We start from the raw sequence: 12875 nt of genomic DNA, 5'->3' as shown, positions 1-12875 counted from the left end.
ACGAGTTCAACGCCTCCACGTTCACGGGCCGCGTCATCGCCGGCACCGGTTCGGACATCTATTCGGCCATCACCGGTGCAATCGGCGCGCTGCGCGGCCCGAAGCACGGCGGCGCCAACGAAGCGGCGTTCGAGATTCAAACGCGCTACACCACGCCCGACGAAGCCGAGGCCGACATCCGCCGCCGCGTCGAGAACAAGGAAGTGGTGATCGGCTTCGGGCATCCGGTCTATACGATTTCCGACCCGCGCAACAAAGTGATCAAGGAAGTGGCGCGCAAGCTGTCCAAGGAAGCCGAGGACATGCGCTTGTTCAACATCGCCGAGCGGCTCGAAACGGTGATGTGGGACGCCAAGAAAATGTTCCCGAATCTGGACTGGTTCAGCGCCGTGTCGTATCACATGATGGGCGTGCCCACGGCCATGTTCACGCCGCTGTTCGTCATCTCGCGCACCTCCGGCTGGAGCGCGCACATCATCGAGCAGCGCGTCGACAACAAGATCATCCGGCCGAGCGCGAACTACACAGGACCCGAAAATCTGAAGTTTGTACCGCTAAATAGGAGAAAATAGCGACCGCCGCGCGAAACAATAAGCCGCGCGCGTAGCCGGCGCGAGCGACACCGCCCGCCGCGCAGTTCCGTTCTATTTGTCTCATCGTTATTCACAAGGCCTTGATTCCATGAAGAAATTGCTGATCGCCGCCGTGGTCGCCGCGCTCTCCGCCACGTCGCTTGTCACCGCGAACACCGCATTCGCGCAAAACGGGGCCACGGCCACCAAGAAAGCGGCCACCAAAGCGAAGGCCCCCGCGCCGAAGCACCGCCTCATCAAGCGCAAATCGAAAAAGTCGGTCGCCAAAACCGATCCGGTGCCGGAAGGCTCGGTGCTCTGGTCCTGCAACGAAGGGCTGTCTTTCGATTTGAAGGGCGACATGAAGCGTGACCAAATCGTTACGGTTCACTGGGGCAACAAGAACTACAAGCTGCCGCGCGAAGCCACGACCACGGGCGCCGATCGTTTCCATGACGCCGCCACGGGTATGGACCTCGTCGTGATCCCGACTAAAGCGATGCTGTTCTCGGATCACGACGGCTCGCGCCTCGCCGACGAATGCAAGACGGCGCAAATGGTGCAAGGCGCTCCAGCCCCGACGCAGTCGAACGCACTGCAAAAGTCGGGCGGCTAAGCACCGGCCGGGAGCCTCGACCCATGTCTGCCCCGATCCTCAATGTCCGGCCTGCGCCGGATCAGGTGCTGGTCGACATCGTCGACTACGTCCTGGATTACCGCATCGATAGCGCGCTGGCGCTCGATACGGCCCGACATTGCTTGATCGATACGCTCGGCTGCGGGCTCGAGGCTCTTTCGTACCCTGCTTGCACGAAGCTGATGGGGCCGATCGTCCCCGGCACGATCGTGCCCAACGGGGCCAAGGTGCCCGGCACGCAATTTCAGCTCGATCCCGTCCAAGCCGCCTTCAACATCGGGGCGATGATCCGTTGGCTCGATTTCAACGACACGTGGCTCGCCGCCGAGTGGGGACACCCGTCGGACAACCTGGGCGCGATCCTGGCAACGGCCGATTGGCTATCGCGCACCGCCGTAGCCGCCGGGAAACCGCCGTTCGTCATGAAGGACGTTTTGACGGCGATGGTCAAGGCGCATGAAATTCAAGGCGTGATCGCGCTCGAGAATTCGTTCAACAAGGTCGGGCTGGACCACGTCCTGCTCGTCAAGCTGGCGTCGACGGCCGTGGCCGGACAGTTGCTCGGCCTTTCGCGCGACGAACTGATCAACGCGGTTTCGCTCGCGTTCGTGGACGGGCATTCGCTGCGCACTTACCGGCACGCACCGAATACCGGGTCGCGCAAATCGTGGGCAGCGGGCGACGCCACCGCGCGCGCCGTGCGGCTCGCCCTGATCGCCAAAACGGGCGAAATGGGCTACCCCTCGGTGCTGACCGCGAAGACATGGGGCTTTTACGACGTTCTGTTCAAGGGCCAACCGTTCAAGATGCAACGGCCCTACGGTTCGTACGTGATGGAAAACGTGCTCTTCAAGATTTCGTTTCCGGCCGAGTTTCACGCGCAAACCGCAGCTGAAGCAGCAATGACGCTGCACGGCCGGTTGCATGCGGCGGGCAAACGCATCGAAGACATCGCGAAAATCACGATTCGCACGCACGAAGCGGCGATACGGATTATCGACAAGACAGGCCCGCTCGCCAATCCGGCAGATCGCGACCATTGCATCCAATACATGGTGGCCGTGCCGATGATTTTCGGGCGCTTGACGGCGGCCGACTATGAAGACGACATCGCCGCCGATCCACGCATCGACGCCCTGCGCGCGAAGACGGTGTGCGTGGAAGACCCCGCCTTCACGGCCGACTATCACGACCCCAGCAAGCGCTCGATCGCAAACGCGTTGACGGTCGAGTTCACCGACGGCACGAAGCTCGATGAAGTCGTCGTCGAATATCCGATCGGCCACAAGCGGCGCCGCGCCGAAGGCATGCCGCTGCTCGTGGAAAAGTTCAAGACGAACCTCGCCCGCCGCTTCCCCGAGAAACAGCGCCAGGCAATTCTCGATGTCTCGCTCGACCAAGCGAGGCTCGAAACGATGCCTGTCCACGAGTACGTCGATATGTACGTCATTTAGACAGTCCCGAATTAGGCAAGATCTAGGCAAGTCCGAACGCTGGTTCAAGGTTCAAGAAAAACGTAGCAACGTCATTTCCTCGCTCTAACCTAGGAAAAACCATGGCCCACAATCTGCACAACACGCTCAAGGAATTCGACAGCGGCTCCGGCAAGGGCAAGTTCTACTCGCTGCCCCAGCTCGGCAAGGCGTTGAACGTCAAGATCGACCGGCTGCCCGTGTCGATCCGTATCGTTCTGGAATCGGTGCTGCGCAATTACGACGAGAAGAAGGTCTCGGAAGAGCACATCAAGCAACTCGCCAACTGGAAACCGAATGCCCCTCGCGTGGACGAGATTCCGTTCGTGGTCGCGCGGGTCGTGCTGCAGGATTTCACGGGCGTGCCGCTGTTGGCCGACATCGCCGCGATGCGCGGCGTCGCCAAGCGCACGGGCAAGAACCCCAAGACGATCGAGCCGCTCGTGCCCGTCGATCTCGTGGTCGACCATTCAGTGCAGATCGACTACTTCCGTCAAAAGGACGCACTCGATCTGAACATGAAGCTCGAGTTTCAGCGCAACAACGAGCGGTATCAGTTCATGAAGTGGGGCATGCAGGCGTTCGACACATTCAAGGTGGTGCCGCCCGGCGTCGGCATCGTTCACCAGGTGAACCTCGAATATCTCGCGCGCGGCGTGCATAAGAAGACCGAAGGCGCCGATACCGTGTACTACCCCGACACGCTCGTCGGCACGGACAGCCACACGACGATGATCAACGGCATCGGCGTGGTGGGCTGGGGCGTGGGCGGCATCGAAGCAGAAGCGGGCATGCTCGGCCAGCCGGTGTACTTCTTGACCCCCGATGTCGTCGGCGTCGAGCTCAAGGGCAAGCTGCGCGAAGGCGTGACGGCAACCGACCTCGTGTTGACGATCACCGAGATGCTGCGCAAGGAGAAGGTGGTCGGCAAGTTCGTCGAATTCTTCGGCGACGGCACGGCATCGCTGACGCTGCCCGACCGCGCGACCATCGGCAACATGGCACCCGAGTATGGCGCGACGATGGGCTTCTTCCCCGTCGACGAAAAGACGATCGATTACTTCAAGGGCACAGGGCGCACCGACGCGGAAATTGCCGCGTTCGAAAACTACTTCAAAGCGCAAGAGCTGTTCGGCATTCCGAAGGCCGGTCAGATCGACTACACGAAGGTCGTCACGCTCGACCTCGCCACCGTGGCGCCCTCGCTGGCCGGCCCCAAGCGCCCGCAAGACCGCATCGAGATCGGCCACGTCAAATCGACGTTCGCCGATCTGTTCGTCAAGCCCGTCGGCGAGAACGGCTTCGCCAAGAAGCCGGCCGATCTCGACGCCGAGTACGAAACATCCAATGGCGTGAAGCTCAAGAACGGCGACGTGCTGATCGCCGCGATCACGTCGTGCACGAACACGTCGAACCCGAGCGTGCTGCTGGCCGCCGGCTTGCTGGCGAAGAAGGCCGTGGAAGCCGGGCTGACGGTGGCGCCGCACATCAAAACGTCGTTGGCGCCGGGATCGCGCATCGTCACCGAATACCTGACGAAGACGGGCCTGATGCCGTACTTGTCGAAACTCGGCTTCGAACTGGCCGCTTACGGCTGCACGACGTGTATCGGCAACGCGGGCGATCTCACGCCGGAGTTGAACGAAGCGATCACGAAGAACGATGTCGTCGCGGCTGCCGTGTTGTCGGGCAATCGCAACTTTGAAGCGCGTATCCACCCGAACATTCGCGCGAACTTCCTCGCCTCGCCGCCGCTCGTCGTGGCCTATGCGATTGCGGGCACCGTCACGCGCGACTTGATGACCGAGCCGGTCGGCAAGGGCAATGGCGGCAGGGATATTTATCTCGGCGACATTTGGCCGACGAGCGAAGAGATCAACGCGTTGCTCAAGTTCGCGCTCGATGCCCATGCATTCCGCACGAACTACTCGCAGCTCACCAAGCAGGGGGACCTCTGGAGCAAGATCGCGGGTGAAGAAGGTCAGGTGTACGACTGGCCGAAGTCGACGTACATCGCGGAGCCGCCGTTCTTCGGCACGGACTTCTCGATGACGCCGTCGGACACGATCCCGGCGATCCAAGGCGCGCGGGCGCTCGGTATCTTCGGTGATTCGGTCACCACTGACCACATCAGCCCGGCGGGCTCGATCAAGGAAGATTCGCCGGCCGGCAAGTGGCTCAAGGCGAACGGCGTGCAAAAGGCCGACTTCAACAGCTACGGCTCGCGCCGCGGCAATCACGACGTGATGATGCGCGGCACGTTCGCGAACGTTCGGATCAAGAACCTCATGATTCCGCCGAAGGCCGACGGCACGCGCGTGGAGGGCGGGCTGACGGTACACCAGCCGAGTGGCGAGCAGTTGTCGATCTATGACGCGGCGATGAAGTACATCGACGCGGGCACGCCGACGATGATTTTCGCGGGCGAGGAGTATGGCACGGGCTCATCGCGCGATTGGGCGGCCAAGGGCACGCAGTTGCTGGGAGTGAAGGCGGTCGTGGCGCGCAGCTTCGAGCGGATCCATCGTTCGAACCTCGTCGGCATGGGTGTGCTGCCGCTGCAGTTCGTCGGCACGGACAGCGTGCAATCGCTCGGCATCACGGGCGAGGAAACGTACGATATCGAAGGCCTGGGTGACGAGTTCAAGCCGCAGCAAGAAGTCACGCTCGTGATCCATCGCAAGGACGGCGCGACGCAACGTGTGCCCGTGCTGCTTCGTATCGATACCCCGATCGAAGTCGACTACTACAAGCACGGCGGGATTTTGCCGTTCGTGTTGCGCTCGCTGCTCGCGGCGTAAAACCTCGATGTCAGCGAACCGTTGATTCACAGGCGCCGCGCTTCGTCGTTTCGAAGCGCGGCGATGCTAAACCGGGCTTTGGCCGGGTTTTAAGGCTCCGACTATCCCTGCGAGTTGCTAGGGACGGAAGGTCGGACGATCGGCGGGTAGATGATCACAAGCGCATCAGCACGAGTTGGCGAAGGAGAACAGCCATTGTCATCCCGCTCGGACTCCTTTGCCATTGGACAAGGCCTTGTCTTGACGGTAGCGGTGGGAATCGTTATAGTCCTGACGAAAGCTACGTGTGAGCGAGTGCAAAAAACGTAGCGCCGCCCGGGTGACCGGGTCCCACCTGGAGTGGGAATTCTGCCGCAAGGTGGATAGAGAGCCTCGCATGCGACGGCTGCCGAAAGGCAGCCGTTGGTCATTCTGCGTTATGGGTGGATTTTCCGGCCTTCCGCAGTCGCTCGCAGAACGCTTCGCAATGTAACCTTCTTAGCTTCTTTCTGGCGCTTCGTCAGGCCCTGCTCGAGCGTATAAGCGGATTGTATACGGAGCAGTATCCGATGTTTCCGTGTCCTATCCTTCTCCACCTCGAAGAACACCGCATACAGCGAGCGCTCACCCGACGCGGTCGTCGTTTCGACTGTCACGAAGTTCTGTTGACGTTGGTCGGCCATGATGATGCGCCGTCCGGGCAACGTTAGAACGAGATCGCGCAACATTTGACGCGATGCTTCGTATCGCTCTGGGCACAAGACCCTTTCCTCTCGCCCATCGTTATAGATTTCATCACGCGGAATTTCTATGCGGACGCGTGAATCCCAAGCGAAACTGCGGGTGAAGCAATGGCAGGAAAACAGCACGAGCACCGTCGATCGAAACCCCAAATCCAGGTCACATTGAAATGCAATTGGGTCGAGATGAGTGAGGTCCCACAGGCTACCCTGATAGGTCAGCCGGCCGAATCTATGTGCGAACTCGGCCGGCGTCTCGCAGATGGCTATTTCTAACTTGGACATCGAGCGCGTGATTTTTTAGGCGCTCGCATTCTATAGAAACTGTTCCACCATGAGCGCGCGTCGACATCTCGGCGAGCGTTGGGCACGCGCTGAAACCCATAGCGCGCGCGGCCGTTGGCGTGGTGGCGACACTCGGAATCATGCTGTGTATCGCACGCGTCCAGGCATCTATCTCGTTTGCCCCGTGCGCAACAGTCGCGCTGGTCCGGGTCGCCAACCGGCTCTTGCCACGTCGGCGCGCGTCCGAGCACCCGAGCGAATGCTCGCAACGGGCGCAATCTCCCCCGCGCTACTTTTGCGGCGCCTTATACGCAACACAGTCGATCTCCACCTTGCAATCGATCACCATGCTCGACACCACCGCCGCACGCGCGGGCGGATGCTCGCCGAAATACTGGCGGAACACTTTGTTGAACGACGCAAAATCGCGCGGATCATCGAGCCACACGCCGCAGCGCACGACATGTTCCGCGCCGTAACCGGCTTCCTCCAAAATGGAGAACACGTTCTTGATTGCCTGATGCGACTGCTCGACAATGCCGCCATTGACGACTTCCCCGTCCACCATCGGCGTCTGCCCCGAAACGAATAGCCAACCATCCGCCTCGACAGCGCGTGCAAAGGGCATGTGCTGACCGCCCGTACCTTTGCCGCCTTCCACGCCATAACGCTTCATCGTTTCTCTCCTTTGAAAATCGTTGAGTGCTCGGCCCTCACCAGCGCAGCACCCCGCGCACGAGCTTACCGGTGCGACAGCGCTTTCGCAGACTGCAGCAGATCGTCGAGCATCGCATCTCGCCGCTCGGGACTCGTATCACGGCCCGTCATGAAACACAGCGCTGCAATCGGCTGACCCGAGCGATCTCGTATCGGAGCCGCCATGCACAATCGAAACGCGTTGGAGAGCCCTTCCGTGCAGCAGTAGCCTTGGTCTTTGGCGCGCTGCACGTCTTGGAAGAACTCGTCGAATCCGATATGAACGCCGTTATCGAGAACGAAATCCTCGCTTGGAATGAGGGCGCGGATTTCCTCGGCATTCAAATGACCCAGCAGCAGACGGCCTGTGGCCGTCCAAGGAATCGGCACTCTAACGCCGATATCCGAGCTGATATTGAACGGCCGCGCGCTACGCTCCGACAACACGACGGTGTACTTATTCCCTTCGAGCATGCACAGCTGCGCCGTCTCTTCGTACTTCCTCACCAACGCCAATAGCGCCTGATGCGAGCAGCTGATCAGGTCGTTGTGCGTCGCGTAGTCGGAGCCGTAGTAGTGCATCTCGCGCCCGAAGAACACGTTGCCGTCGGCGGAGGTCTCGAGGCAGCCGGCCTCGCCGAGAATGGCGACCAACTCATAGATGCTCGAACGCGGCGCCCCCGTTGCCTCGATCAACTCGCGCATCGTCATGGGGCGCTGTGCGAGATGCAATTGCCGAAAGATGTCGATGACGCGATCCACACCCCTTGCCCGCGACGATTCCGTACCAGTCATCCTTTCACTCCATCCAACCGTTCATGCGCCGCACGCGGCATGCCAAGTAAGCGAGTCTACCGCGGGCACGCACTCGCAAGCACGGCAACGCAATCCACGCATCAATGGTCGAGGACTCTATGCAAGAACTGCCGCGTGCGCTCGTTAGCCGGATTGACGAAAATTTGTTCCGGTTCGCCTTGCTCGGCGATCACGCCCTTGTCCATGAAAACGACCCGGTCGGCGGTCTTGCGCGCAAAGCCCATCTCATGCGTGACGACGACCATCGTCATCCCGTCGCGCGCCAGGCCGCGCATCACCTCCGTGACTTCGCCGACCAGTTCCGGATCCAGCGCCGATGTGGCTTCGTCGAAGAACATGATGCCCGGCTCCACGGCTAGCGCGCGCGCAATCGCAACGCGCTGCTGCTGCCCGCCCGATAATTGGCTGGGGTAGTGCTCGGCCCGATCCGCCAGGCCCACTCGGTCGAGCGCGTCCATCGCGCGCTTGCGCGCGTCGGCAGGACTCATCTTGCGCGCTTTGATCAATGCGAGCATGACGTTTCCGAGCGCCGTCTTGTGGGGAAACAAATTGAATTGCTGAAAAACCATGCCCACGTGGCCGTGAATTTCGCGCGCACGGCGCGGGTCGTGCAACGGCACCGAGTTGACCCACACCTCGCCCGAATCCGACGTTTCGAGGCCAGCCATGATGCGCAACACGGTGCTCTTACCGGACCCCGACGCGCCGATCAGCACCAGCACTTCCCCCGCTCCCACTTCGAGATTGATCTCTTTCAACACACGCGTCGAACCGAATGACTTGCTGACACCCGCAAGCGAAATGATGGGCTTGAGTATCGTTTCAGTGCTCACGACAATCTCCTCCTATCGTGATGGCGCACCCATTGCGAAAGCGGGAAGCACACGACAAAGTAAATGAGCGCGACGAGCCCGTAAATTTCCACGGGTTTGCCGATTCGGTCGACGATGGCTTGGCCGCCATGCATCAACTCGGACATGCCGATCATGCTGACGATCGACGTGTCCTTGATGAGCGAGAGATACTGGCCCACGAGCGGAGGCAATACGATCCTCCCCGTTTGCGGCAGCACCACGAAAAAGAACGCCTGAATCTTGCTCAAGCCGAGAATCTGCGACACTTCCCACTGCCCTTTCGGCACCGACTCGATTCCCGACCTGAACACTTCTGCGATATACGCGCCTTGATAAACACTGAGGCCGATCGCACCCGCCGCAAACACATCGATCGCATACCCGAAGTACGAGACGCCGAAGTAGATGAACATCAGCGTGATGAGCACCGGCGTGCCGCGAAAGAGTTCGGTATAGAGCTTGGCGATGCCGGGCGTGCCCCATGGCCCGAACGAGCGCAACACTGCAGCGACGAGCCCCATCAAGGTGCCGCCTACGATTGCCGCGGCTGAAAGCAGCAACGTCGTCTCCAGTCCTTGTAGCAGGATCGCAAGACTGGTTTTCAACAAATCGACTGACATGGTCCCGCTCCAATGCGTAGGTCAAGCTCGATTGGTTCTGCGCAGCGGCCAACCGCCCGAACGCGTGCGCGCTCGAATGAGCAAGGGGGGATGAAAGACGCGCGCGCCAAGCTGCCCAGCGAGCCACGACAGTGCGTTGCTGAGCACGAGGTACGCAGCCAGTGTCACGGCGAACGTCTGCACATAAAGCAGCGTTCGCGAATTGATCACCGTCGCCGTCCCCGTCAATTCCGGCAGCGCGATAGCCGATAGCAGCGACGTGCCCAGCAGCAACTGAATCAAATAATTCACGATCGTCGGATACACCGCACGCGCCGCTTGTGGCAGCACGATCTCCTTGAAAATTTGCGTCCTCTCGAGTCCGAGGATCGCGGCAGCCTCCAACTGCCCCCGCGGCACGGATTGAATGCCAGCGCGAAACACTTCAGATAAGTAAGCGCCGACGTTCAAGCCAAGCGCGATCACGCCGGCCCAGTACGCGTCCAGAGCAATGCCGGCGGATGGCAAGCCGAAGAAGACGATGAAAATCTGCAATAGGACGGGCGTATTGCGGATGATTTCCACGTAGGCGCGCGCGATGAAACGCAGCGCGCCGAGCGCGGAGACGCTCGCGAGCGCTGTCAGCAATCCCAGCGCCACCGCCAACACGAACGAGAGCACAGTCACCTGCAACGTCAGCCAACTCGCTTTGATGAACTCCGGCACATAGCCCCAGAGCGTCAACCACTCGTAACCCATCTCGCCCTCCGCATCGTTGGAACTCGTCCGCACGCGGCGCGCTGCGCGCCTTAAAACTGCGGATTCAGCGAGTAATGTGGATCGACGCCGAACCACTTCTTGTAAAGCTGCGCGTTGAGCTTGGACGCATTGATGTTGAACAGGAACAAGTTCAAGTAGTTGAGCCAGGCTTGATCTCCGGCTTTGACGCCGAACGCGTTGTATTCGAGTGGCACCAGCGCTTCGTCGGTGACCGTCAGATCGGGATCGAGCTTCGCTTGATAGGCAAGGAAGTTGTTGTCTTCGATCATGGCATCGGCCTGGCCTTGCTTGACGGCCAGAATCGCCGCTTGCGAGCTGTCGTACTCCTGGATTTTGACGGCCATGTTCAGCGCCCGGACTTCGTCGCCATTGGTCGAACCTTTGACCGTGGCGATCGTACGGTTGCTCATGTCCTTGATGGACTTGATGCCGCTGCTTTTCTTGACGAGCAGGGCTTCGCTCGCGACGACGTATGGCGTGGTGAATTCGATGACCTTCGCGCGCTCCAGATTGCGCGTGAAATTGCAGAACACGACATCGACCTTGCTCGTCTGCAGATTGGGAATGCGGTTCGCGCTGGTCGTATTCACCACTTCCAGCTTCACGCCCATCTCCTTGGCCAGTTCCTTCGCCAAGTCGACGTCATAGCCATCGGGCTGCCCGTTCTTGTCGTAAAACCCGAAGGGCGCAAACGTCAGACAATCGCCGACGCGCAGCGTGCCTCTCTGCAATACGGCCTGCAGCGTGGACGGTGCTGCGGTGGCTTGCGGCGAGGCGGGCGTGGACACCTTCGTGCAGGCGGTCATCGCGAGCAATCCGGCAAATGAGAGCAACAGCGCAGCCTGGGCGCCTCGTTTCGCAAGCTTCATGACTTGGGTCCTCGTCGGAGAGAGCATTCCGGGACGGACGAACCGGCATCGGCGCCATCGGCACGCGCGAATGCGTCGACTCAGACATCCGTTTATCCGATATACCGGACAACTATCTGGCGAATCGGATTGACGCCCAGTCTTGGACGTTAAAAACGAGGACGCAAGTCGGCTTTATTCCTCATTGCGAGGCCAATTTTGGCGATGCAGGCGGCGCGGCCGTTCGCCACGACGAGCGGCGACACTGGCCGGTGCGCCCCAGATCAGTCTTTCTTCATCCTCTTCAGCAATTGAAACCCTTCGTCCCAATTACCCAAGTTGCTGTCTGCGTTCAGATGCCCCTTCGCCCCGACTCCGACGAGTTCACCGCCCCATGCGGCTGCACAGCCACGCGCATGTTCCACGCTGGCATAAGGATCGTTGCTGCTCGATACGATCGTCGTCGGAAACGGCAATCGCTGTGCGGGCAGCGGCTCGAAGCCGCTAGCCTCATCCCGCGGAAATGCCAAGGACGCCGGGTCAGGCACGGCCACCAGCAACGCACCGCGAATGTTCCGGGCGCATCGACAAGCCCAGTGCACCACGGCCAAACATCCGAGGCTGTGTGCGACGATGACCACCTCGCTCGAGTCTGCCGGCAATTGCCGGTCGATCGCCGATACCCAGTCATCGCAGACTACGTGATCCCAATCCTCGACAGCGAGGCGGAGCCAGTCTCCGTGTGCATTCAGCCATAGGCTTTGCCAGTGCGATGGGCCGGAATTACCGATGCCGGGAACGACAAAAACTGGGGAACTCATCTGCCCGATCTCCGTGAATGAACGAGTGCCCAGTGTAAAAGCGCGCGAACTCAGGCAACATCGGAGATCGAATGAATTGCTGCTCATGCGCGAACAAATTCACTGAATTGATCGGTGCTCACGAATGAAAACTAAGTCGGTCGTGTTGGACAAGCTTGATTGGCGGATTCTCGAGGTGCTGCAGAGCAATGCTCGCATCACCAACACGGAGCTTGGCAAGCAGATTGGGCTGTCTCAACCCGCTGTCACCGCCCGGATCAGGCGGCTCGAGGAACAAGGGGTCATCGAAGGTTACACGGCCCGCGTCAATCCCCGCCTTGTCGGTCGGCCGATCGCCGCACTCGTGCGAATCCGCACCACTCACGCCGAAATCGCGCATTGCCTGCGCGCTTTCGAGGCAATGCCCGAAATCATCGAGGCGCATAGGATCACCGGAGAGGACTGCTTCCTAGTTCGCATCGTGGTCGAAGAAATGAGCCAGTTGGAAAGCGCAATCGATGCGCTTGCCAGATTCGGGCCCGTCACCACGTCTATCGTGCTGGCGAGCTATTTGCCGAAGATCATCCGTGCCGAATAGGCGAGCGCATCGCCAGCCGGCTGCGCTTGCGCTGGGCATCGGGTCGATGCATCGACACCTAGCTCGCGATTTCGAAAGGCGAGACGATTGCCACCTACGCCAGCGAATATTTTGCGGGCGGGGCCGCGATCACGCGCAACCTACACGGCAAAGGCAGCGTTTATTACATCGAAACCGTTTTGGACGAGCAATCAACTCGACTGCTGCTGGGGCGCATCGGCCGGCATCGGCGCCGGACTCGAACTCCCCGATGGCGTGGAAATTGCGGTAAGGAGCGCCGACAACAGGCGGATCACTTTCGTGCTCAATCTTTCCAAGGAAATGAAGCGGGTTTGCGTCCCAATGGGCGACTACTCGACCGCGTTCTCGAAACGGCGCTTTTCCGGAGGCAAACTTCA

13 protein-coding genes are annotated in these 12875 nt (G+C 60.4%); 5 read left to right on the top strand and 8 right to left on the bottom strand.

Annotated elements, in window-relative coordinates:
• From MMB74_RS15350 to acnA, 4 genes are all read left to right on the top strand, one after another.
• Positions 1-572 (top strand): citrate/2-methylcitrate synthase (locus MMB74_RS15350; protein ID WP_277429503.1); only part of this gene is annotated, 572 nt, incomplete at its 5' end.
• A 109-nt stretch (positions 573-681) separates the two neighbouring features.
• Complete coding sequence (locus MMB74_RS15345; RefSeq protein WP_277429502.1) at positions 682-1188, top strand: hypothetical protein; 507 nt, start codon at positions 682-684, stop codon at positions 1186-1188.
• 23 nt (positions 1189-1211) lie between these two features.
• On the top strand, positions 1212-2663 hold the full coding sequence (locus MMB74_RS15340) for a bifunctional 2-methylcitrate dehydratase/aconitate hydratase (RefSeq protein ID WP_277429501.1): 1452 nt from the start codon (positions 1212-1214) through the stop codon (positions 2661-2663).
• Positions 2664-2764: 101 nt separating this feature from the next.
• Complete coding sequence (acnA, locus tag MMB74_RS15335) at positions 2765-5482, top strand: aconitate hydratase AcnA (RefSeq protein ID WP_277429500.1); 2718 nt, start codon at positions 2765-2767, stop codon at positions 5480-5482.
• A 416-nt stretch (positions 5483-5898) separates the two neighbouring features.
• On the opposite strand, the gene MMB74_RS15330 is transcribed toward acnA, so the two are convergent.
• The 8 genes from MMB74_RS15330 to MMB74_RS15295 all read right to left on the bottom strand — a co-directional run bounded on the left by MMB74_RS15330 (position 5899) and on the right by MMB74_RS15295 (position 11900).
• Complete coding sequence (locus MMB74_RS15330; RefSeq protein WP_277429499.1) at positions 5899-6486, bottom strand: hypothetical protein; 588 nt, start codon at positions 6484-6486, stop codon at positions 5899-5901.
• Positions 6487-6775: 289 nt separating this feature from the next.
• Positions 6776-7162: a RidA family protein gene (locus MMB74_RS15325; protein ID WP_277429498.1), complete on the bottom strand. Its 387-nt coding sequence runs from the start codon at positions 7160-7162 to the stop codon at positions 6776-6778.
• Positions 7163-7227: 65 nt separating this feature from the next.
• The gene (locus MMB74_RS15320) at positions 7228-7977 is read right to left on the bottom strand and encodes an IclR family transcriptional regulator (RefSeq protein WP_277429497.1); all 750 of its coding nucleotides are present in this window, start codon (positions 7975-7977) and stop codon (positions 7228-7230) included.
• Between the two features lie 101 nt (positions 7978-8078).
• The gene (locus MMB74_RS15315) at positions 8079-8831 is read right to left on the bottom strand and encodes an amino acid ABC transporter ATP-binding protein (RefSeq protein WP_277429496.1); all 753 of its coding nucleotides are present in this window, start codon (positions 8829-8831) and stop codon (positions 8079-8081) included.
• Positions 8828-9472 carry an amino acid ABC transporter permease gene (locus MMB74_RS15310; protein ID WP_277429495.1) on the bottom strand — a complete coding sequence of 215 codons (645 nt, stop codon included), beginning with the start codon at positions 9470-9472 and terminating at the stop codon, positions 8828-8830. Before MMB74_RS15310 ends, MMB74_RS15315 begins: the two co-directional genes overlap by 4 nt.
• Positions 9473-9493: 21 nt before the next feature.
• Positions 9494-10210, bottom strand: coding sequence for an amino acid ABC transporter permease (locus MMB74_RS15305; protein WP_277429494.1), 717 nt, complete (start codon positions 10208-10210; stop codon positions 9494-9496).
• Between the two features lie 50 nt (positions 10211-10260).
• Positions 10261-11100, bottom strand: coding sequence for a transporter substrate-binding domain-containing protein (locus tag MMB74_RS15300; protein WP_277429493.1), 840 nt, complete (start codon positions 11098-11100; stop codon positions 10261-10263).
• 263 nt (positions 11101-11363) lie between these two features.
• Positions 11364-11900 (bottom strand): alpha/beta hydrolase, encoded by a 537-nt coding sequence (locus tag MMB74_RS15295; RefSeq protein WP_277429492.1) that lies wholly within the window; start codon positions 11898-11900, stop codon positions 11364-11366.
• A 124-nt stretch (positions 11901-12024) separates the two neighbouring features.
• Here MMB74_RS15295 and MMB74_RS15290 point away from each other — a divergent pair, with 124 nt between their 5' ends.
• Positions 12025-12477, top strand: a complete 453-nt coding sequence (locus tag MMB74_RS15290; protein WP_277429491.1) for an Lrp/AsnC family transcriptional regulator — start codon at positions 12025-12027, stop codon at positions 12475-12477.
• The last annotated feature ends 398 nt before the right edge of the window (positions 12478-12875 follow it).

Origin of the sequence: Trinickia sp. Y13 (assembly GCF_029522115.1) — a bacterium.
Lineage (GTDB): Bacteria > Pseudomonadota > Gammaproteobacteria > Burkholderiales > Burkholderiaceae > Trinickia.
The sequence above is the reverse complement of the archived record's forward strand: the minus strand, read 5'-3'. Positions and strand labels throughout refer to the sequence as shown.